Genomic DNA, 19,939 nt, shown 5'->3' with positions numbered 1-19,939 from the left:
TCGTCTTCTCTAGAGTCCCAGTGCGGCCTTGGCCAGGATGTTGCGCTGAATTTCGTTGCTGCCGGCGTAGATCGAGCCGGCGCGGTCGTTGAAGTAGTGCAGCGGGGCCACGGCCTGCCACGGCTCGCCACTGACGTAACCGTCGGTCGGCGGGGTGTACTGGGCGATCGGCCCGCCCGGCTTCGCGGCATGCGGCTGGAACGCGCGCCCGTGCGGGCCGGCGGCCTCCAGGGCGAGGGTGGTGATCTCCTGGCTCAGTTCGGTACCCAGGATCTTGAGCATCGATGCGATCGAGCCGGGGTCCTTGCCCGACGTCATCGCCGCCAGCGCCCGGTACTCGAGGATCTCGAGGATCTTGGCGCGGACCTTCAGATCGGCGAGCTTGTGGGCGAACGCCGGGTACTCCGACAGCGGGCCGCCGTCGGGCGCGACGACACCGGCCGCGTCGGTGCCGATGTTGTCGGCCATGACCTGCAGGGCAGGTGCGGCCGCACCGCCGCCACGCTCGAAGACGAGGAGGTACTTGGCGACGGTCCAGCCGTCGTCGATGGTGCCGAGTACGTTCTTTTTGGGCACCCGCACACCGTCGAAGAACACCTGCGCCTGGACCTGCTCGCCGGAGGCGAACACCAGCGGTTGCACCTCGATGCCGGGATCGTTCATATCGATCAGCACGAAGGTGATGCCCTGCTGCTTACGCTCGAGTCGCGAGGTGCGGACGAGGCAGAAGATCCAGTTGGCCTCCGAGGCGTGAGTGGTCCAGATCTTGCTGCCGGTGACCACCAGGTCGTCGCCGTCACTGACCGCCGCCATCGAGAGCGACGCGAGGTCGGAGCCTGCCTCCGGTTCGGAGTATCCCTGACAGAAGAACACGCTGCCGTCGAGGATGCCGGGCAGGAAGAAATCCTTCTGCTCCTGGGTGCCGAAGGCCATGATGGCGTGCGACACCATGCGAATTCCCATGGGCGACAAGGCGGGAGCGCCGGCCAGGATCGACTCGCGGCTGAAGATGTAGTGCTGGGTCAGCGACCAGTCGCAGCCCCCGTACTCCACCGGCCAGGCCGGGGCGGCCCAGCCGCGTTCGTGCAGGATTGCCTGCCAGGTCATCGATGCTTCGTGATCGGAGTAAACGCTCGTCCGTAATGTGCCTGCGGCGCGCAGGTCGGGGGTCAGCTTCTCGTCGAGAAACGCGCGGACCTCATCGCGAAACGCGGCGTCGGCCGGGGACCAGTTCATGTCCATGAGCGGGCGAAACCTATCTGTAAACGGGTGTGATCAGATTCTGTATCTGAGAATCTACCGAATGACCCAGGACCGGCGAAGTCCTGGGTGTGATCGGCGTCGATCGGGGTCACATCACGATGGTGCCGGTGCTGCCTCGGGTGTGGGGCCGGAATCGTCGGGCCCGTCGGATTTCGCAACCGCGACGGATTCCGCCTCGCCGGGCGAATCACCGTCCGGTGCATCACCGTCGGCATCGGGTTCGGTGTCCTTCTTGCCGCTTGCCGACGAGGAGAGCAGCACGTCGGCCCATTTGGTCGCCGGGTCGATGTCGATGAGCAGCGCCTTCGCCATGAGGGTAAGCGGGACGGCGAGGATGGCGCCGAGTGGTCCGATCACCCACGCCCAGAACATCAGTGACACAAAGGTGAGAGTGGTCGACAGACCGACGGCGTCGCCGACGAATTTCGGTTGGATCACCGACTGGATGATCACGTTGATTGCGCTGTACACCACGATGACCCAGAGCATCTTGTCCCAACCGCCGTCGAGCAGTGCGAGCAGCGCAGGTGGGATGACCCCGATGACGAAACCGATGTTGGGGATGTAGTTGGTGATGAACGAGAGCAGACCCCACAGAACCGGTAACGGGACCGACATCAGGGCGAGCGCACCGGTGTCGAGAACGGCGACGATGAGTCCGAAGACCGTGGTCACCACCAGATAACTCCGGGTTCCCCGCGAGAACGACGAGAACGCGGAGGCGATGTCGGGCCGGGTGCGGTTCAGTTCGGCCATCTTGTCGTCATAGCCGACCGCGTCGGCGGACATGAACAGCAACAGGGCGAGCACCAACACGAGCGCGCTGGTCACGTTGAGGGTGCTGGACAGAAGGTCGCCGACCACCGAGACCACCTTGCTCGAATCGGTGTTGGAGAGCATCTGGTGGACCTTGTCCTGGCTGACCCCGTGATCGGTCAGGAAGCTCTGGAACTGTTTGATCAGGTCGTCGAACTTGGCGCTGTAGGTAGGCAGGATCGTCGCCAGACGCGCCAGCGAGAAGGCCAGCGACGCGAACAGCGTGATGAGGATGCCGTACACCAGCAGCACCGTCACCAGGAACGACGCCCACCGTGGCCAGCCCTTGCGCCGTAACCACACCGGGACCGGCTGTACCGCCACCGTCAGCATCAGCGCGAGGAAGATGGGGCCGACAAGTCCCGACACCGCCTTGATGCCGCCGATCGCGACCACCATGCCGGCGATGGTGAGCAGAACGATCGTGCCGCGCGGCAGCGTCCACGACGGCGGGTCGAGACGTTGGGACTCGGGTGAGCGCGCCGATACCGGTGCCGCGGATGCCGACTTCTCCGACTTGTGCCTCGCCACCATCTGCCTCCATGAGCTCGCCCGTTCCCCGATCGGGGAACCGCCGGGAACAAGTGTTCATCATGGGGGTGGTGCGGCGCATCGCGACACGGGCATTCCATCCGTTTCAGATGAACGGTCGGCTCGAGCCCGCGGACGTCGAAGCCTCTGCCTCCGCTGGCTAGGTGCGAGCCAGCGGCCTAGCCACACCCAGTGTCGAATCGGGTCAGCTGGGTGCTACAGCACACAGACTCTCCAACAGGACACAGAGTGTCGGTAGCACTGCCTTGAGCCAACCGCGGCAGGCTCTATTCCCCCAGTTCAGGAGGCCGAAGGCGGTACTCATCGAGTCAGCGACCCACCCGCCGCCTGCGTCGGCGATCGTGGAAGCGGGAAGAGGGCAGGACCGGCGGCCAGGATCGGGCCCCTGACGGTGGTCCTCCGGGTATATCCCGGAAGCGGACGCTGACGGGCCCGATCTCAGTCACCGGCTGTCGGTCGTCGCGTTCCGCCGAAGGCGACGCCAGGCACGTGCGCCCACAAAAGTAGGGGAAGAAAACTCGTCCCCTACCCTTGGAGTCCTCCCCCAGAAAATTCGCGCGGACGACTACGAACCCCGGGGAAGAAGTTCTTCCCCTAACTTTCGTGGGCACGGCACTATCGTATTTGCCCAGTTCAGCGCTGTGGTCACCGAACTCTTCGGATCAGCGGACCGCCCGCCGCCTGCGTCGGCGATCGCGGGTGCGGGAAGAGCCAAGCCGTCCAGAACGGTCCTCCTGAGGTGCCACCAAGGGAGGATTGCCCTCGGAGACACCTCACGGCGACCGTTTCGGTCGCCAACTCCCGGGGCGACCCGGTCATACCGCGGGGAGCGCACTGCCCACCCCGTCGGATATCTGTACGCCCCAGCCCGACCACGTGCACTGTGCATCTGACTGGGCTCCCAGGTACAGATTTCCTCAGGTCAGGAGGCCGAAGGCAGTGCTCGCGACAAGGTAGACGGCACAGACGATTTCGGGCTTGTCCGACGCGAGCCAGATCACCAGCAGACCGATGAGCTGGACGACCGGCACACCGATCTTCGGATCAGTGACCCGACCACTTCGGCGGCCGCTTCATCACGAAGGCGGTGATGCCTTCGATGGTGTCGCTGCTGCTGATGAGGGTGTCGAGAACGGTGGTGCTCGCACCGACTGCGGCGATCGTGTCGGCGATGGCCGACGTCTCCTCCATGGTCTGAAGCGATGCCCGCACCGACACCGGTGAGCCCGCGAGGATCTCCTCGGCGACGCCGCGCGCGGTTTCGAGTACCTTGCCGCTCGGCGCGATTCGGCTCACCAGGCCGGCCGCGGCCGCCTCGCTCGCCGACAGCCGACGTCCGGTGAGGATCATGTCGCGGGCCAGTGCGGGCCCGACCGCGCGTGGGAGCCGAACCAGTCCACCGGCCGCCGCCGCGAGTCCGACGCGCACCTCGGGCAACCCGAACGTCGCGTCCTCGTCGGCCACGATGATGTGGCAGGCGAGTGCGATCTCGCATCCACCGCCGAGGGCGAAGCCGTTGACCGCCGCGATCACCGGTTTGGGTAGGCTGGGACGGGAGGTGAGACCCGCGAAGCCGTTCTTCGGTACCGAGAACATCGCACCGCTCGCGGTGGCCGCCAGATCGTTGCCCGCGGAAAAAGCCTTGTCGCCCTTGCCGGTCAGGATGGCCACCCAGAGTTCGGGGTCGGCGAAGTAGGCGTCGAACACCGAGTCGAGTTCGGCATTCGCGGCCGGATGCAGCGCGTTGCGTGCCTCAGGCCGGTTGATCGTCACCTCGAGGAGGTGGCCATCACGTCGAATCTCGATGTGCTCGTAGGAATCCCGAAATCCGGGCGTGGTCGGCGGGTGGAGTCGCCGCAGCGACTCGGCGCTTGCGTACACGCGGTTGCCATCCGTCGTCGACCGCACCACCACCGGCATACCGATCGGATCACGCGCATCGAGGATGTCGAGCAACTCGGTGTCGTCGGGATCGGTGTTCGCCACGAACCGCGGGCCGGGCGCATCCGTCGTCTCGTCGTCCAGTCTGCCGATCACGATTGCGGTGCGCCGACCGCCCTTGTGATGGATCACGGTGAAGGTTTCGACCGTCGCGGCACCGTCGGCGTCGTCGCACCGTGCGACACCTGGCGCGGAGTCCAGGCGCTCCTGGATCGCCGTGCTGTCGTCGGTGCGCCACGTGGCCGGAGTGGTGGAGTAGATGCCGACAGCGTGTTTGCTGAGGATGCCGCCGTTGGCGACGACGACGCCGTAGTCGCCCGGTGCGCGCCGCACGCGTCCGACGATCTCGGCGATCGCGTGCATCGAATAGTTGTTGCCCGGGCCGCCGAAGTAGGGGAGTCCGCCGGTGACGGTCAGGCCGCGCGGATCCTCGGCCCGCAGGCCGAAGGCGTCGCAGATGTTGAACACGGCGATCGGAAAGCAGCTGTAGATGTCGAGGTGTGCCGCGTCGTCGAGCGTGATTCCGGCGACGTCGAGAGCGTGATCGAGCGCCGCGGCGGCGGCCGGTGCGACGCTCAGATCGGGCCGCGCCATGAGTGTCTGCTCCCGCAGTTCGGCATGTCCGTGCAAGAACACCCAACGAGCCGGATCGATGCCGGCTGCGCGCGCGGCGGCCACCGACATGACGATGACCGCGGCCGCCTGATTGACCTGGTCGCGGGCGACGAGGAGTCGGGTGAAGGGTTCGGCGACCTTGCGGTTGGACTCGTCGACCGTCACGAGTTCGTCGGCCGTCTGCTCGGTCGGCCGTGCTGCGAACGGGTTGGCCGCGGCCACCCGCGTCATCGGCGCGAACAGAGCGCCCATCTCCTGCGCGTAGGCCTCTCGGTTGAGCCCGGTGCGATGTCGGCGAGCGTTCTCCAGGAGCGCGTACTGATTGACCGGGGCGGTCATTCCGTGGCGTGCCTCGGTGAGGCTGGTCATGCCCCGAATGCCGAAGCCACGGTCCTCGAGTTGCCCACCGACCTGCTCGGTGAAATTCGGACGGTCGGACTCGGGACGTGTCATCAGGTCGCGCACGGTCGACATCACCTCGGAACCGAAGAGCACCGCGCCCGACGAGCGGCCCCCGGCGATCTCTGCCGCCAGTTCGGTGACCAGCGCCTGCGGTGTCTGACCTCCGGTGACCGACTGGATGGCACGCCGGGGATCGATCCCGACGCGTCCGGCCACCGCCCGGGGCATGTTGTCTGGCCGTCCGAGCGGCGACCTGGACAGGGGACTCGAGATCTCGAACGACCGGACGGCGACCACCGTGTCGACGGCCTGCGTGATCGCGACACTGTCGGCGTTGGTGTCGGCGATCGCGACGTTCACCGCACGCGACGCGAGGTCGGCCTCGCCCAGCGCCTCGTAACCGGGGTCCGTCAGCCGCTCGGCAGCCTGCCCGACCCCGACGATGACCGGGGTGTGCGGGTCCAGGGAATCGAGCTCCGGGGACTCGAGGTCGGGGGAGTTGGGGTTGGGGGGATTCGGCGCGGCAGTGATCGCCATGGGTTGCCTTCCTGCGTCGAACGGCGACACCCGGCGACGATGACAGTCGGCATCGGCACAGTGTCGAATGCTGTTCCCTACGTTCTACCTGGTGTCGGGGATCGCGACGACATCCACCCGCCCGTCAGGAGGCCCGGTTGCGATCAGTCCGGTTGCAAACGTGGCTGCGCCTTGGCTGCCGGTAGAAACTGACCGGCGACCTGACAGCAGCCGAAAGGACACCCGGTGACCGCGACCGTCCCCAACTCCGAGCAATCCGTCGACCCGCAAACTCGCGCCGGCCATTCCGACGCGGAACTCGACGCGATCTTTGCGCCGATCTTCGCCCGGATTGCCGACGGCGCGGTGCAGCGCGAGGACGATCGTGCGCTCGCCTACACCGAGGCCGGCTGGCTGCGCGAGGCCAAGTTCGGTGCGCTACGGGTGCCCACGGAGTTCGGCGGGTACGGTGCGTCCGTCCGGCAGCTGTTCCGGCTGCTCATCGACCTGGCGGCGGCGGAATCCAATCTGCCGCAGGCGCTTCGAGTGCACTGGTCCTTTGTCGAGGACCAGCTGCTCGCCGAGGCCGGCGACGAACGCGAGCAGTGGCTGCGGGCCGTGGCCGACGGCAAGCTGGTGGGCAATGCCATCACCGAACCGGGAATCGGCGCGATCGACCGCTACCAGACCGCCCTCACCCCCGACGGTGCGCGCTGGAAGCTCAGCGGCACAAAGTATTACAGCACCGGGAGCCTGTACTCCGACTACATTCTGGTGGCTGCGGACAAGGATGGCGAGCGGGTGTCGGTCCTTGTCGACGCGAATGCCGAGGGCGTGACCCAGCACGACGACTGGGACGGCTTCGGTCAGCGTCTGACGGCAAGTGGCACTACCGAGTTCAATGCCGTTGCAGTGTCCGATGATCGGGTTCTGGGGCCGGGCTACGGTGGGGCGGGTCGCACCTATGCGACGTCGTACCTGCAGCTCGTCCAGCTCGCGGTGCTCGCCGGCATCGCGCAGCGCGCCACCGACGACGTCGCCGAGTGGGTGCGCAACCGCACCAGAACCTTCACCCACGCTCCGGCGGATCTGCCTCGTGAGGATCCGCTCGTCCAGCAGGTGATCGGACGCGCGGCAGGCGCTGCCTACGCGGCCCGCACCCTGGTGCTCGACATCGCCGGCCAACTCGACGTGCTGCTGGACGCGGGCGGCGAGGACACCGCGCTTCTCGATCGGGTGGAGTTCGACGTCGCGCGGGCGCAGAGTGTCGTCATTCCGCTTGTTCTCGACGCGGTGACCCAGCTGTTCGAGGTCGGTGGCGCATCGATCACCTCAGAGCGGCTGCGATTCGACCGGCACTGGCGCAATGCGCGCACCATCTCTGCGCACAACCCGTTGATCTACAAGCTGCAGTCGGTCGGCGACCACGTCCTCAACGGCTCTGACCTCCCGTACGCCTGGAGCGCCGGCAAGCGGTAGCGCAATCGATGCTCGAGGCGTGCTTGCGCAGGTCGAGCCGTGACGTGCGAGCGCAGCGAGCTCGACACGTGTCTAGACCACTCGTGTGACTTATGTGATCTCGACACGGGTCCTCGGCTGGCGCCTCGGTCCCGGCTCGATCAGCGGTGGGGCGGCCGGTTTGATCAGCGGTGGGGGCGGTAGGCGCGCTCAGGTCAGCCACTCCCGCGTGTAGACGTCCTGCCACCGGACGGTCACATTGCGACGAGCGTGCGCGCTGAGCTCGTCTCCGATGGTGTCGGCCAAGACGCCGTCGACCACGTCGCGTACCTCGTCGGACAACGTCGGCAAATCGTCCCCGTAGCGGGCGATCAGTCCGATCCGGACCCCGGTCACCGCGACGCCTTCGCCATCGACCGACGCGAACACCACCAGTCGACCGAGCGCCCGTCGAACACGGATCGCGATGAGCTGCTTGACAACTCGGTCGCTCACCGCGATGGCCGCGTCGTCGGTGGCAAGAGTGCGTGCAGGTCGCAGGGTCCGGCCGAGTCCAGAGGAGATGGACGCGATCAGGCGAGCGATGTCGCTCTGTGGTTCGTCGATCTGACGGCCGGCCTCGACGAGCCAGGCGTCGGTGTCGTCGTTGTCGGCGTCGACATAGATGTCACTGCTCATCGTGTCCTCCCTTCGGATCGTCGGTGTTTGCATGGTTGATCGTGCCGGGCGATCCGCGCGGTGGTTTCCACGGAGCGAGCCGCGTGGACAGGAACTTGCGACTCCTCTGCAAATGCCCCCGGACCGAACCGTTGCTGAGTTGCAGCACCTTGGCAATCTCGGTGGTGCTGAGTCCCTCGACCTCGCGAAGCCACCAGGCCGCGCGGGACGTGGCCGGCAGGTTGGGCAACTCTGCCCGAAGTGCCTCGATCAGAGTCAACCGCTCGACTTCGTCGGCGGGCAGTGGTTCGGTCGCGGCCAGATCGACGAACTGCTCGTCGTCGGTGGGGACTTCGCGTCGGCGTCGACGATGGTCCACCGTCTTGCGGTGCGCGATACCAAACATCCAGGTCCGGAACGAACTGCGAAACTCGAAGTCCGGTAGCCCTTTCCATGCTGCGAGAAGGGTCTCCTGCGCCAGATCCTCGGCCAGTTGTGGATCACTGACCATGCGACGCAGATACCGGAGCAGGCCGGGCGACATCCGCGTCACCAGGATGCCGAACGCCTCGGAATCGCCGACGGACGCTGCGCCGGCAAGTTCGTCGTCGCTCATGTCCGACAGAATCAGCACTTCGGTGTGATCTAGATCACGCGAATTTGGTCGTGCGCTTTTCGTCTTCACTACGACTGACTTTATACAAGCGCAAAACGTCGAACGAAGGGGTTGAGGTGTCCGACCGCTCAGCACACGTCGAGGCAACTGCCACCGATGGCACCGACGAGGGATCCGCCGCCACACCGACCCCATCGGGGGAGAAGGGCGCGGGCAAGGGGCTCGCACTTGCCCGTCGTGACGAGGCCGCTGCCGGTGACCGGGGAAGAACCTCGATCGCCGACACGGTGGTCGCCAAGATCGCTGGCATCGCGACCCGCGAGATCGATGGCGTCCACGATGTCGGTGGCGCCACCGAACGGGTGGTGGGGAAGGTGCGCGATGTGCTCCCAGGAACGTCGGTGAGCACAACGCAGGGCATCAACGTCGAGGTGGGGGAAAGGCAAGCCGCCGTCGATGTCTCGATCGTCGCCGACTACGGCGTCGCCATCCATCGACTCGCCGCCGCGATCCGGCGCAACGTCATCAGTGCCATCGAGCAGATGACGGGCCTGGAGGTCACCGAGGTGAACGTCACCGTCCACGACATCAGTTTCGGTGACGACGACAGTGGTTCGGAAACACCCCGAGTCCAGTGATCACCGACGAGACCGATGCGGCGGCGGGTTCCGCGGCGCAGCGCGTCGCGGACGCGGTGCGCGACGTGCCGGGCGTGACCGGGCTGCACGCCGGGCTCTTCGGTGAGGTCGCCACCTACCTGCCCGGCGGTCGGGTCAGCGGGGTGGCGCTCGGTGACGACTCCGGTGAGGTACACATCGTGGTCGACATCGACCACGACCTTCGGACGGTCGCGGCCGCCGCCCGCGCGGCCGGTGAACAGATCGTCGGATATCCGCTGAACGTCACCGTCGAAGACATCTCCACCCCGGATAACTCCACTCCAGACAACTCCACTCCAGACAACTCCATGGACGATGCGGGCAACAGTCTGTCCGCAGCACCAGAGGCGCGAAGGTGAAAGTCGATGATCAACAACGCAACATTGGGCTTGTTCGCAGGTCTGCTCCTCGCCATTGCCGCCACCACGGGCGGCTTCGGCGGCTTTGTGCTCGCGGTGCTTCTCGGGGCGGTCGGGCTGACGCTGGGACTGCAGCGCGACGGCGTGGTCGATCTCGGAGCGCTCCTGCGGAGCCGCAACCGTGGCTGAATCGGTGACCGTCGAGCGGGGCGTCGACGACGTGAATCCCGCGTCGGATGCCTTGACGGCGCCGGCCGTGGACGATCCCCGTGGCGCACTCGTCATCGCGAACCGGGTGGGCGAGAAGATCGCGGTGCGAGCGGCTCTCGCGGTCGACGGGGTGATCGAATACCAGGGGGTGGTCGGGTCGCTGCTGTCCGGCAGCGGCCCGGGACGGGCGATTGTCGGCGCCGATTACCCGCAGGCGCGGGTCGACGACATGTCGGAGTCGGCGCCTCGGGTGTCGGTGACGGTGGCGCTGAGGTGGCCGTGCGCGATCACCGACGTGTGTGTCGAGGTTCGCGCGCACGTCGCGGACGAGTTGGCCCGGCTCACCGGGATTCGACCGTCGCGCGTGGATGTGACGGTGGCGCAGATCGTCTCGCGAGAGTCTTCCAGCCAGAACAAATCCGGGTTCGTCGACCTTCCGTCGCCACCTGACGACCCCGACGACACCCAGGGGCACGCAGATGACCAGTGACACAGGGGTTTCACCGACCCCGAGCCACCCCAAACCTGCCGTTGCCAAGACGGCAGACATCGGTGCGGGCAAGGTCTTCGTGCCCGCCGCGACACCGGGCGCGGCGATGGTCGGACTGTTCGCCGGAATCGCGCTCATCGGACTCGCGGTGGTTGCGGTCCGAGATCTGCTCGCCTATCTCGGTTGGCTCGACGGCGCGGGGTGGCTGCACAGCGCGGCGCAATGGCTTGCCGACATCGAATGGTGGGAGTGGATGTGGCCGGCCGCGATCGCGCTCGTGGTCGTCGGTCTGTGGATGCTGTGGGTCGCGGTCAAACCGCGTCGGCGTACACACATATCGCTGGTCGGATACGAGGTTCTGTGGACTCGGCGCGGCGATGTCGCGCGTCGGTGCAGCGCGGTGGTCGGTGATCTTCCGGGTGTCGAGAACGCCACGACGGTGGTTGGACGGCGTCGCGCCAAGGTCACGGTCACCACACACGGCAACACTGTCGATCGGGCCGAGATCGCGCGCGTCGTCGACGCAGTGCTCGACGGGGTGGAGCCGCATATGACATCAAAGGTGCGGCTCGTCCGCCGTGGAGGTGAGGACGCATGAATCGCATACCTGCTGTGTGGCATCGCATCACGGTCGGCATCGTCGGCCTGGCTTGCCTGGCGGTCGGGGTCGGTGCGATCTGTTGGCGCACCGGTGTGGAACCGGTTGCCGGATGGATCGAAGAGATCGATCCGGGCGCACCACTCTCGTTCAGCGAGACGAACGCCTGGCCGTGGGTGCTGGTGGCAATCGCAGTGATCGCCGTCGTGTGGGGATGGCGTCTGGTCACCTCGATGATCCGGCCCGGAAAGGTCGACGATCTGATTCTCGACGGCAGCGGCAGCAGCGGAAGCCTTGTCGTCGCGCCCAAACTCATCGCGTCCGCGGTGGCCGACGATCTCGCAAGGCACCCGATGTTCGACACGGTGACGGTTCGTGCGACAGATGACCGGTCGCGCAAGATGATCCGACTGGTCGTCAGCGCACGTCCGACGCGCTCCTACGACGAAATCGCGGGGGTGGTCGGCGACGCCGTCGAGGACATCCGGGCCGCAGTGGACGGGTCGGACCTCCATGTGCAGGCGCTTGTGCATTTGGAGCAGCCGCGGCACTGAGCATCAATGGGATAGCGTGACGCGCATGCAGCGACTGGCATTCGCCGATGCGATGTCGTATTGGATCTCGGCGGCCACCCCGAATGATCAGTTCCTGGTGTATTGCTTTGCCGAGACCGGACTTTCGATGACCGCCCTCGCCGACCAACTGTACGCGCGGGCGTCGCGGATTCCGGACCTCAATCTGTGCATCATGGACCTGCCGGGCACGGTCGACCGTCCGTACTGGATCGCTGCGACGGCCGACCGAACACAGATCCGGGTGCACGAGCAGGTCCGGACGTGGCCCGAATGTCTCGCGCGCCTCGGCGAACTGATCGCCGACCAGGTGACGGCCACGGATGCGCCATGGCGACTGCATCTGTTCGGTCCGCTCGTTGGTGTCCCGCGTTCGGATTCGGCCGGTGTGGTCGTGGTGCTACAGATCGCACACGCGCTCGGCGACGGCCGGGTGACCTCGCAGATCGCTCGACAGTTGCTCGCGTCACCGGCCGATCATGATGCTCGAATGAGCCAGACCGTCGGGTCGTCGGGCGGCGAAGTGCGCAGGATCGGAGCGTCGGTCCTGGGTCTCGCGCGGATACCCATGCAGGTCACCGAAATGTTCTGGCGGGGCATGCACGCCTACCGATTGGCGTCGGACGAGCCATCCGTCATCGGAGGCGGCGGCTTTGTCCCGACCGCACTCAACCGTCCATCCGGCGCGGATCGCAGCATGCGAGTGATCGTGGTCGACCGGGAAAAGCTCACGGGGCCAAGAGACTCAATTGGCGCAGCACCATTGAGCGTCACGGTGGCGGCACTCACCGCGATCTCCGTGGCGTTGCCGGCGTACCTGGGTGAATCCGAGGGCGCTCTCGGCGTCGAACTCACGGTTGGCGGTTCTGGAGATGTGCACGCGCGAAACAATTTTCGGAACGTCGGGATCGACTTGCGTGTCGACGTAGGCGATGTCGCCGAGCGGTCCCGGCTTATTGCCGATGCGGTGGCCGCGGCCAGGCGGGCGAGTATGACTCCGGCGCGTGCCGCGGCGCGCCGAGCGTCGGAATCGACACCGGCAGCGCTGACACATTGGGGCGTCAGGCAATTCGACATCACCAGACCGCCCGCGTCGGTCACCGGAGTCACCGTGGTGTCATCGGTTGATCGTGGCCCCGACGACCTGATCCTCGGACATGGCCGGGTGCTGTTCAGCACCGGATTCCCCGCGCTGTCGCCGGCCCAGGGACTCACGCACGGCGTGCACGGACTCGGTGACGCGGTGGCGATCTCGGTCACCACCTCACCCGAGGTGATGCCCGACGTCGATCGCTACGTCGGGTTGCTCACCGCTGCGATCGGTGCAGTCGGGCGGGGTGCGGTTCGCGACCACCGGTGAGGCAGCATTGTTGTCTCACCAGGGCTTATACCTGCGTTCCTCGCACCAGCCATCGGGACGGGTCGGCGCGCATTTCAGGAGCGCGGGTACCCGTTCCGGTCGCTGGGTGGGCTGTCGCCGTTGCCGGTGCCGCCGGACCCGCCGGGAGTTCCCGAACCCTTTGTGCGGGTGAGGCGTTTGGGCAGGCGGTCGGCGAGGCCGCCGAGCGGCGCGACTGTTTGGTTGAGCAGGTCGACGGTGTCGCCGAGCTCGTGGACGGTTTCCTGCATGGCGAGCAGGGTGGGTGCGAGCTGACCTATCACCTCGGTGAGTTCGGTGATCCGATCCAGCGGGCCGCCGGGTGCGATCGCCCGCTCCACGGCTCCGCCTTCGCCGACGAGCTGGTCGAGCAGGCCGCCGTCGTCGGCGAGCCGGTCGAGAACGCCGCCCGGTGCGGTCACCTTCTCCAGCACACCGTCGGGGGCTGTCAGCTTGTCGACGATCCCACCCTCGGAGGTCAGTCGTTCAAGGATGCCCTCGTTCTCGGTGAACTGATCGACCACACCGCCTTGGCGGGTGAGCCGATCCAGCGGCCCGTCCTTGGCGGTGAGCCGGACCAGGATGCCGCCGTCCTCGGCCATCTGATCCAGCAGCCCCCCGGTTTCGGTCAGCTTCTCGAGCAGGCCATCTTTGGCGGTCAGACGATCGATCACCCCGTTGGGATTGAGTAGACGCTCGAGCGGTCCACCGGTGGCCAGGATTCGTCCGAAGGGACGGTCGGGGCCGAGGAGTTCGGCCAGCTGACTCAACAGCGCAAGCGGCGTCCGAGCACTCCCCAGCTCGTCGCCCTCCATGCCGATCGCTTGGCTGACCTCGTGCTGCACGCTGTTCGCGGTGATGCGGGCGATGGTCACCGCGGATTCGGCTGCGGTGAGCACCACGCCCGTGATCGCGAAACCCAGACGGAACGGCACTTCGACGACTGCACGCCCGGCGTCGGGGGCAGCGCGGACCGGAGTGTTGTCCGGCTGGTTCGGGTTCATGAACCCGACCCTAGTGGCTTGCGATGGTCATCTGCGAGTACTTGGGGTGTCAGCGGTCTGTCGTCAGCTCTCTGTGGTCAACCATCTGCGGCCGCCTTGGCCCGGGCCTTCGCGGCCTTCTTGAAGTCACGGACCTTTTGCAGCGACTCTGGGTCGGTCACATCGGCCACCGACCGATAGCCCTTCTTGCCGTAATCGCCGACGACCTTGGTCCACCCCGGTGGAGCGACGCCGAGCTGCTTGGCCAGCAACGCGGTGAAGATCTTCGCCTTCTGTTCGCCGAATCCAGGCAGTGCGTTGACGCGTGCCAGCAGGTCGGCGCCGGTTTTCGCCTCGGTCCAGATCCGGGACGTGTCGCCGTCGTACTCGTCGACGACGACGCGCGCGAGCGCCTGGACACGTCCGGCCATCGACCGTCCGTAGCGGTGGATTGCCGGCGGGGTGGCGCACAGGTCGGCGAACGCCTCGGGGTCGGCGTCGGCGATCGCGACCGGATCCATGGTGCCGAACCGCTCCCGGATCTTCGCGGGACCAGCGAAGGCTCGTTCCATCGGAAACTGCTGGTCCAGCAACATTCCGGTCAGCAGCGCGAACGGATCGCTCGACAGCAGTTCGTCGGACTTCTCGTCCTGGGCAATCTGCAATTTGGCCATGCTTCGAGTCTGGCAGAACCGCGTGTATCGCGGCAGGGCGCATCGCCGACGCCAACCGGGTCGTCTGCCCCAATTCGCCGTGGATGGCCGATCGCCCTTCTAGACTGACCGCATGATCAACGGGGTGGAGAAGATGCGCGGTGGGCGACGAAAGTCGGCTGTGGCGGTGGTGATCGGGCTTTTCGTCGCCCTGACCTCGACGATCGGGGTCGGTTCGGCGAGTGCGATCCCGGAATACACCGAGCCCAATTTCGTCACGACACTGAAGTGCGGTAGCGCGAACCCCTGGCCGCTGGGCCCGCTGCCGGTGCGCGTCGACGTGTACAACCAGATCCGGTTCCCGGCAGACGGTCTGCCTGGTCCTGCGATCTCGCTCATCGGCTACAGCCTCACCCGTCCGCAAGCGTTGGAGTACACGGCCGTGGTCAAGGTGACCTGGCGAAACCTGCAGTCCGGTCGCACGGGTTCGGTGACGGTGCCCGGCCGCGCACCGTCGGTGCGGTGGCAAGCAGATCTTCACCCCGGTTCGGGTCCGGTGGCGTTCACGATCCACCAGACGATCGGTGCGATGGCCTTTGTTCCGATGGTCAACCCCAAGAAGTCCACCTGCAGCGGTCGCGCCACCGCCTGAGGTTGTGCCGACGCGGAGTCACGTCGCCGAAACGCGCGGCCCCGATCTCCGGTTTGTTCGCACCGCGTATGGGTAGCCTGGGTTTGTTGCGCCCCTCCGGTCGTGGAGAGGCCCGGACTGCGAACGGCGAGGTCGACGCCATGTCTGAATCTCATCAGCGCGAGGTTGCCGAACAGCGCACGGCAAAGGTCATCGGGGTCAGCGTCGCCGCGGCCGTCGGTGGCTTCCTGTTCGGCTTCGACAGTTCCGTCGTCAACGGAGCGGTCGATTCCATCGAGGACACCTTCGGCCTGAACAGCTTCTTCACCGGCTTCGCGGTTGCTGTCGCGTTGCTCGGATGTGCAGTCGGCGCGTGGTTCGCGGGACGGCTTGCCGACGTGTGGGGACGCAAACGTGTAATGCTGCTCGGCGCAGTCCTTTTCGTGATCTCCGCGATCGGTACCTGCTTCACCGTGACGGTGTGGGATCTGCTCCTGTGGCGCGTGATGGGCGGTATCGGTATCGGTATCGCGTCCGTGATCGCGCCCGCTTACATCTCGGAAATCGCGCCCGCGCGTTTCCGCGGAGCCCTGGCATCCATGCAGCAGCTTGCCATCACTCTCGGCATCTTCGCGGCGTTGTTGTCCGACGCCCTGCTGGCCGACGCTGCGGGCTCGGCCTCCAACGAGTTGTGGTTCGGGCTCGAGGCGTGGCGGTGGATGTTCCTCGTCGGCGTGATCCCGGCGCTGGTGTACGGCTTACTGGCACTGACGATTCCGGAGTCGCCGCGCTACCTCGTCGGTCGCAACCGCGACGAGGAGGCCGCGCGGATCCTGCAGGAGGTGACCGGTGAACCGCATCCGCTCGAACGGGTCAAGCAGATCAAACTGACCGTTCGGCGGGAGTCGAAGGCCTCGATCACCGACATCCGCGGCCATTCCTTCGGACTTCACCCACTGGTGTGGATCGGCATCTGGTTGGCCATCTTCCAGCAGTTCGTCGGCATCAACGCGATCTTCTACTATTCGACCACGCTGTGGCAGTCCGTGGGATTCAGCGAAAGCGCATCCTTCCAGACCTCGGTCATCACCGCGATCATCAACGTCGCGATGACCTTTGTGGCGATCCTGTTCGTCGACCGCATCGGACGCAAGAAACTCCTGCTCGCCGGATCGGTGGGCATGTTCGTCGGGCTGCTGATGGCCTGTATCGCGTTCACGCAGGCCACCTACAAGCAATCGGGCAGCGTCGGTGACGTGATGTGCGAGGCCGGCAACACCACCAAAGAGTGTCTGACCCTTGACGATCCGTGGGGCATCGTTGCACTCATCGGAGCCAACCTGTTCGTCGTGTTCTTCGCCGCGACGTGGGGCCCGGTGATGTGGGTGATGCTCGGCGAGATGTTCCCCAACCGCATTCGCGGCGTTGCCCTTGGTGTCTGCACCGCGGTCAACTGGATCGCCAACTTCACCATCTCCATGCTGTTCCCGCCGGCATCGGAGCACCTGGGATTGGGCGTGGTATACGGATTCTTCGCCTTCTGTTCGGCCGCGTCGTTTTTCTTCGTGTTGCGCAGGGTTCAGGAGACCAAGGGGATGGAACTCGAAGAGATGGACGGTGTCGCCGACCGGCTGTCGGCGGCCGTGCCTCGTCCCGCCACCTGATCGGCTAGTCGCGCGAAAGCTTGTCGAGACCGCTCACCAGCAACGCTTGCGCCGCGAAATAGGTTGCCAGAACCCAGACTTCGGCGGCCGTGCGCACGCGCTGATCCGTGATCAGGTGACGACGATTGAGGATCGTCAGATCCGACGCCAGGAACAACCACCCGCCGATACGCATGCGTGGTTGCGGATTCTTGACATCGGCAGCCAACGCCGACATCAACGCCAAGCTTTGACCATAGGGCCCGAGGACGGTCAACAGGCGCGGCCGATGAACTGCCATGACCACCGCCGACTCGGTCAGGATGGCCAGCCGAGGCGCCAGCAGGCGTGCCGTGGGTCGCGCCCCGGCGCGGAGCATCGCCGCGGCATAGCTCAACTGTGCTGCCCCGAAAACGCTTGCGCCCCAGCGCAGATATCGGTCCTTGGCATCCTGGTCGGTCTCGAACTCCTCGAGCAGCATCAGACGGTCGCCCGCCGCCGACGCCGCCACGATCGCGGTGAGCAGCGCGGTGTCCAGGGGTGTGCGGCGTCGATACCCGGCGGCGACATAACCGCCCAGCAGGGCCAGCGGAACAGGTTTCGTCATCGCTGCGGCGCGGCGCGGGCCGGTCGCGCCGTAGAACGTCGCAGCTGCTGCGGCCGTCGCGTAGGAGGCGACTCCCAGTGCGCGCCACCAGCGCGGACCCACCGGACTCATCGCAGCAATCTCGCCACGAACGCTCGGGTGTCGTTCTCGGACAATTGCTTCGACCGGGTTGCGTCGAGAGTCAGATAGGTTCGCGCGGTGACGCGTCGGTCGGCCCGGGCGTCATTCAGATATTTCAGTGTTGTCGGCACTACTACCGACGTGTCCTGCAGTGACTGAGTCATCAGCACCGGCCGCACAAAGCCCTTGGTGGGTAGTGCGAGAGCCTTGGTGAGCAACGCGTTGAGCGCGGTGTTGCGGGCGAGCGGTTTGGTGAACAGCGAACCCATTACGAGGCCGCTGGCCTGCCGGACGAGATCGTTCGCGCACAGGGTGGACGCCTTGCCGAGCCACTGCTTACCGGTGTCGGTGAGATAGGTGTTCAGATCGACGTCGCGGTGGGCGTTGCGGATCGCACTGAGGGTGTAGAGCGTATCGGCCGCGAGACCGGTCGGCATGACTCCCGATCCCGGTCCGAGACTGTCGAGCAGCGAGGAGAATTCGGCCGGGATCGAGGTAGCAGCGGCACCGCGGAAGTCGAGCTTGGATCCCTGCAGGGTAGGTGCCGTGCGGGCCAGATGGATTGCTGCCGAGGCACCTTGGGCCTCGCCGACCACCACCCAGGTGCGGGCGAGCCGATCAGAGATGTCCCGTGCCGCCTTGAGGGCGTCGACGATGTTGCGGGCCGTGGCGTCGAGGTCGTAGTACTGAGGTGTGCCCGGTGTGCCGACGCCTGCGTAATCGGTGCTGACGACGGCGTAGCCACGGCCGAGCCATCGGCGCATCTCGTCGGTGTCGGCCTTGACCGGGCGTGCCGACGGTGCGCAACTGTCGGCGATCCCGCGCGAGCCGTGTGCCCACGCGACGATGGGCCAGCCGCCGCTCGGCGATTTCCCGCCCGGAATCATCAGCACACCGGTGGACAGATGTGGCTTTCCGTCGGCACCCACGCTCCAGTAGGTGAACGCATTGCCGTCGGCCGCACCGCTGACCATCCGGGCACGGGGCAGTTCACGGCTGGCGTAGACGACCCCTGGGGCTTGGCCGGGACCGCGGGCATCGACGGTGTCCGCGGCGGGTTCGGGTTGGGCCGCGGTCACCGGTGTTGTCGTGTCGCCCGGTGTCGTCTGCTCGGGAATCGCGCCCGCGGTGGGCATCGAGCCGGCCAGCGCGACCGCGGTGATCGCGGCGGCGATCAGACCGATCGCGGCAGATCGTCGCCGCCGGCGCTTCGTCATGCCGTCACCACACCGACCGCGGGGAGGAAGAAGCAGGTGTTGTTGCCCACTTGTGCCGTGCCGAAGACTGCGGAGAGGATGGTGCCCTTACCCGTCTTGACCGGCGCCAGGCGCACACCGGACAGCATCCGCACCAGGGCCAGCGTGGCTGGGTCGGTCACCGGGTTCAGGTCGGCGAACCCGCCCTGGAACGTCGTGGTGTTGAACCACGCCACCTGCATCTTGCCGCCGGGACCGGAGTTGGTGGTCGCCGGCACGAAGGCGTAGGCGGTCTCGCCCTCGCCGACCAGGTTGAGCTTCTCGGGGACCTTGACGCCGGGGATCATGCGGATGATGGGTGCCAACGGTTGCAGCGGGTCCTGTTTCAACGGCCACGGTCCGGCGACCGCACCGGCTCCGGCAGTCACCAGGCCGAGTGGGTTGTCGGCGGTGGGTGTGGCGCAGAACGGGGCGACCGACGGGGTGAGAGTCTGGATACCCAGGGCCTTGAGCAGTGCGGTGGGATCCATGTCGGCAACCGGCCGCGCCTGCGCTGCCTGTGTCTTGTCGCCGGTCAGGGACAGGGCACCCGCGCGACTGAGGATGTCCTCGGGTGACAGTTTGCCGACCGCGCCGAGGACGGCCTGTGCGGCCTGCATCGCCATCTGGTCAACGCCTGCGGCCTTGAGCATGCGGACAGCGGACGCGAGTTCACCGTCGAAGGGGATTGCTTCCAGCGACAGCGAGTTGGGCGGGATCAGCGGTTCGGCCGCGGCTGAGGGAACGGTCGCCGTGACCGATGTGCCGACGACTGCTGCGGCGACGGCAGCACCGACGAGACCTGCACGCAGGGGCGTGAACCAACGACGAGAAACCATGACGCTCCTTCAACCGAGCAATCCGCCCCATGTGTCTCGTGGGGCGGATGTGACAGATGTTGTTCAAGTTAAAAGGGTGCACGGGGTTGGTGGATGCTGCAAGTGGCGAAGCCGAGCTGTGACTTC

At 66.3% G+C, this 19,939-nt stretch carries 20 protein-coding genes; 10 read left to right on the top strand and 10 right to left on the bottom strand.

The annotated features are described in order from the left end of the window. Positions 1–9: 9 nt before the first annotated feature. The 3 genes from ACWDTF_RS14095 to ACWDTF_RS14085 form a co-directional block, all read right to left on the bottom strand. On the bottom strand, positions 10–1,242 hold the full coding sequence (locus ACWDTF_RS14095) for an acyl-CoA dehydrogenase family protein (protein WP_240859065.1): 1,233 nt from the start codon (positions 1,240–1,242) through the stop codon (positions 10–12). A gap of 114 nt (positions 1,243–1,356) precedes the next feature. Continuing rightward, positions 1,357–2,613, bottom strand: coding sequence for an AI-2E family transporter (locus ACWDTF_RS14090; protein WP_240859067.1), 1,257 nt, complete (start codon positions 2,611–2,613; stop codon positions 1,357–1,359). Between the two features lie 1,062 nt (positions 2,614–3,675). Continuing rightward, positions 3,676–6,126 (bottom strand): acetyl-CoA acetyltransferase, encoded by a 2,451-nt coding sequence (locus tag ACWDTF_RS14085; RefSeq protein ID WP_449754518.1) that lies wholly within the window; start codon positions 6,124–6,126, stop codon positions 3,676–3,678. A gap of 225 nt (positions 6,127–6,351) precedes the next feature. On the opposite strand from ACWDTF_RS14085, the gene ACWDTF_RS14080 reads away from it, so the two are divergent. Next, positions 6,352–7,584, top strand: coding sequence for an acyl-CoA dehydrogenase family protein (locus ACWDTF_RS14080; protein WP_240859076.1), 1,233 nt, complete (start codon positions 6,352–6,354; stop codon positions 7,582–7,584). A 189-nt stretch (positions 7,585–7,773) separates the two neighbouring features. Here ACWDTF_RS14080 and ACWDTF_RS14075 read toward each other — a convergent pair whose 3' ends face one another. After that, positions 7,774–8,241: a hypothetical protein gene (locus ACWDTF_RS14075; RefSeq protein ID WP_240859077.1), complete on the bottom strand. Its 468-nt coding sequence runs from the start codon at positions 8,239–8,241 to the stop codon at positions 7,774–7,776. After that, on the bottom strand, positions 8,231–8,836 hold the full coding sequence (locus ACWDTF_RS14070) for an RNA polymerase sigma factor (RefSeq protein WP_240859079.1): 606 nt from the start codon (positions 8,834–8,836) through the stop codon (positions 8,231–8,233). The genes ACWDTF_RS14075 and ACWDTF_RS14070 overlap by 11 nt, the downstream gene beginning before the upstream one ends. Before the next feature lie 116 nt (positions 8,837–8,952). Between ACWDTF_RS14070 and ACWDTF_RS14065 the strand changes: the two genes are divergently transcribed. Genes ACWDTF_RS14065 through ACWDTF_RS14035 form a run of 7 tightly spaced genes read left to right on the top strand, consistent with a single transcriptional unit; the run spans position 8,953 to position 13,084 of the window. Then, positions 8,953–9,474: an Asp23/Gls24 family envelope stress response protein gene (locus ACWDTF_RS14065; RefSeq protein ID WP_240859081.1), complete on the top strand. Its 522-nt coding sequence runs from the start codon at positions 8,953–8,955 to the stop codon at positions 9,472–9,474. Next, positions 9,471–9,854, top strand: a complete 384-nt coding sequence (locus tag ACWDTF_RS14060) for a hypothetical protein (RefSeq protein ID WP_240859083.1) — start codon at positions 9,471–9,473, stop codon at positions 9,852–9,854. Before ACWDTF_RS14065 ends, ACWDTF_RS14060 begins: the two co-directional genes overlap by 4 nt. Positions 9,855–9,860: 6 nt before the next feature. Then, positions 9,861–10,043, top strand: a complete 183-nt coding sequence (locus tag ACWDTF_RS14055; protein WP_240859085.1) for a DUF2273 domain-containing protein — start codon at positions 9,861–9,863, stop codon at positions 10,041–10,043. Next, positions 10,036–10,554, top strand: coding sequence for an Asp23/Gls24 family envelope stress response protein (locus ACWDTF_RS14050; protein WP_433255587.1), 519 nt, complete (start codon positions 10,036–10,038; stop codon positions 10,552–10,554). Before ACWDTF_RS14055 ends, ACWDTF_RS14050 begins: the two co-directional genes overlap by 8 nt. Then, on the top strand, positions 10,544–11,152 hold the full coding sequence (locus tag ACWDTF_RS14045; RefSeq protein WP_449754517.1) for a DUF6286 domain-containing protein: 609 nt from the start codon (positions 10,544–10,546) through the stop codon (positions 11,150–11,152). Before ACWDTF_RS14050 ends, ACWDTF_RS14045 begins: the two co-directional genes overlap by 11 nt. Further along, positions 11,149–11,706: an Asp23/Gls24 family envelope stress response protein gene (locus tag ACWDTF_RS14040; protein WP_355277630.1), complete on the top strand. Its 558-nt coding sequence runs from the start codon at positions 11,149–11,151 to the stop codon at positions 11,704–11,706. Before ACWDTF_RS14045 ends, ACWDTF_RS14040 begins: the two co-directional genes overlap by 4 nt. A 25-nt stretch (positions 11,707–11,731) precedes the next feature. Next, on the top strand, positions 11,732–13,084 hold the full coding sequence (locus ACWDTF_RS14035; RefSeq protein WP_449754516.1) for a WS/DGAT domain-containing protein: 1,353 nt from the start codon (positions 11,732–11,734) through the stop codon (positions 13,082–13,084). A gap of 74 nt (positions 13,085–13,158) precedes the next feature. Here ACWDTF_RS14035 and ACWDTF_RS14030 read toward each other — a convergent pair whose 3' ends face one another. Both ACWDTF_RS14030 and ACWDTF_RS14025 read right to left on the bottom strand, forming a co-directional pair. After that, positions 13,159–14,106, bottom strand: coding sequence for a hypothetical protein (locus ACWDTF_RS14030; RefSeq protein ID WP_240859096.1), 948 nt, complete (start codon positions 14,104–14,106; stop codon positions 13,159–13,161). A 77-nt stretch (positions 14,107–14,183) separates the two neighbouring features. Then, the gene (locus ACWDTF_RS14025) at positions 14,184–14,759 is read right to left on the bottom strand and encodes an HhH-GPD-type base excision DNA repair protein (protein WP_240859098.1); all 576 of its coding nucleotides are present in this window, start codon (positions 14,757–14,759) and stop codon (positions 14,184–14,186) included. Positions 14,760–14,871: 112 nt separating this feature from the next. Here ACWDTF_RS14025 and ACWDTF_RS14020 point away from each other — a divergent pair, with 112 nt between their 5' ends. Then, positions 14,872–15,390 carry a hypothetical protein gene (locus tag ACWDTF_RS14020; RefSeq protein ID WP_240859100.1) on the top strand — a complete coding sequence of 173 codons (519 nt, stop codon included), beginning with the start codon at positions 14,872–14,874 and terminating at the stop codon, positions 15,388–15,390. Positions 15,391–15,530: 140 nt separating this feature from the next. Further along, positions 15,531–17,033, top strand: a complete 1,503-nt coding sequence (locus ACWDTF_RS14015) for a sugar porter family MFS transporter (RefSeq protein WP_355277638.1) — start codon at positions 15,531–15,533, stop codon at positions 17,031–17,033. A gap of 4 nt (positions 17,034–17,037) precedes the next feature. Here the strand turns inward: ACWDTF_RS14015 and ACWDTF_RS14010 are convergent, their stop codons facing one another. The 3 genes from ACWDTF_RS14010 to ACWDTF_RS14000 are packed head-to-tail and all read right to left on the bottom strand — an operon-like array spanning position 17,038 to position 19,813. Beyond that, complete coding sequence (locus tag ACWDTF_RS14010) at positions 17,038–17,730, bottom strand: lysoplasmalogenase family protein (RefSeq protein WP_433255570.1); 693 nt, start codon at positions 17,728–17,730, stop codon at positions 17,038–17,040. Beyond that, positions 17,727–18,956, bottom strand: a complete 1,230-nt coding sequence (locus ACWDTF_RS14005) for an alpha/beta hydrolase family protein (RefSeq protein ID WP_355278864.1) — start codon at positions 18,954–18,956, stop codon at positions 17,727–17,729. Before ACWDTF_RS14005 ends, ACWDTF_RS14010 begins: the two co-directional genes overlap by 4 nt. Next, complete coding sequence (locus tag ACWDTF_RS14000) at positions 18,953–19,813, bottom strand: hypothetical protein (protein ID WP_355278866.1); 861 nt, start codon at positions 19,811–19,813, stop codon at positions 18,953–18,955. The genes ACWDTF_RS14005 and ACWDTF_RS14000 overlap by 4 nt, the downstream gene beginning before the upstream one ends. Positions 19,814–19,939 lie beyond the last annotated feature (126 nt).

The organism is Gordonia sp. NPDC003422 (assembly GCF_053588675.1).
The sequence above is the reverse complement of the archived record's forward strand: the minus strand, read 5'-3'. Positions and strand labels throughout refer to the sequence as shown.

Excerpts from the sequence above, each read along its gene's own strand:
- ACWDTF_RS14095 (WP_240859065.1), bottom strand. The coding sequence starts at position 1,242 with ATGGACATGAACTGGTCCCCGGCCGACGCCGCGTTTCGCGATGAGGTC.
- ACWDTF_RS14090 (WP_240859067.1), bottom strand. The coding sequence starts at position 2,613 with ATGGTGGCGAGGCACAAGTCGGAGAAGTCGGCATCCGCGGCACCGGTA.
- ACWDTF_RS14085 (WP_449754518.1), bottom strand. The coding sequence starts at position 6,126 with ATGGCGATCACTGCCGCGCCGAATCCCCCCAACCCCAACTCCCCCGAC.
- ACWDTF_RS14075 (WP_240859077.1), bottom strand. The coding sequence starts at position 8,241 with ATGAGCAGTGACATCTATGTCGACGCCGACAACGACGACACCGACGCC.
- ACWDTF_RS14070 (WP_240859079.1), bottom strand. The coding sequence starts at position 8,836 with ATGAGCGACGACGAACTTGCCGGCGCAGCGTCCGTCGGCGATTCCGAG.
- ACWDTF_RS14055 (WP_240859085.1), top strand. The coding sequence starts at position 9,861 with ATGATCAACAACGCAACATTGGGCTTGTTCGCAGGTCTGCTCCTCGCC.
- ACWDTF_RS14045 (WP_449754517.1), top strand. The coding sequence starts at position 10,544 with ATGACCAGTGACACAGGGGTTTCACCGACCCCGAGCCACCCCAAACCT.
- ACWDTF_RS14040 (WP_355277630.1), top strand. The coding sequence starts at position 11,149 with ATGAATCGCATACCTGCTGTGTGGCATCGCATCACGGTCGGCATCGTC.
- ACWDTF_RS14035 (WP_449754516.1), top strand. The coding sequence starts at position 11,732 with ATGCAGCGACTGGCATTCGCCGATGCGATGTCGTATTGGATCTCGGCG.
- ACWDTF_RS14030 (WP_240859096.1), bottom strand. The coding sequence starts at position 14,106 with ATGAACCCGAACCAGCCGGACAACACTCCGGTCCGCGCTGCCCCCGAC.
- ACWDTF_RS14025 (WP_240859098.1), bottom strand. The coding sequence starts at position 14,759 with ATGGCCAAATTGCAGATTGCCCAGGACGAGAAGTCCGACGAACTGCTG.
- ACWDTF_RS14020 (WP_240859100.1), top strand. The coding sequence starts at position 14,872 with ATGATCAACGGGGTGGAGAAGATGCGCGGTGGGCGACGAAAGTCGGCT.
- ACWDTF_RS14015 (WP_355277638.1), top strand. The coding sequence starts at position 15,531 with ATGTCTGAATCTCATCAGCGCGAGGTTGCCGAACAGCGCACGGCAAAG.
- ACWDTF_RS14010 (WP_433255570.1), bottom strand. The coding sequence starts at position 17,730 with ATGAGTCCGGTGGGTCCGCGCTGGTGGCGCGCACTGGGAGTCGCCTCC.
- ACWDTF_RS14005 (WP_355278864.1), bottom strand. The coding sequence starts at position 18,956 with ATGACGAAGCGCCGGCGGCGACGATCTGCCGCGATCGGTCTGATCGCC.
- ACWDTF_RS14000 (WP_355278866.1), bottom strand. The coding sequence starts at position 19,813 with ATGGTTTCTCGTCGTTGGTTCACGCCCCTGCGTGCAGGTCTCGTCGGT.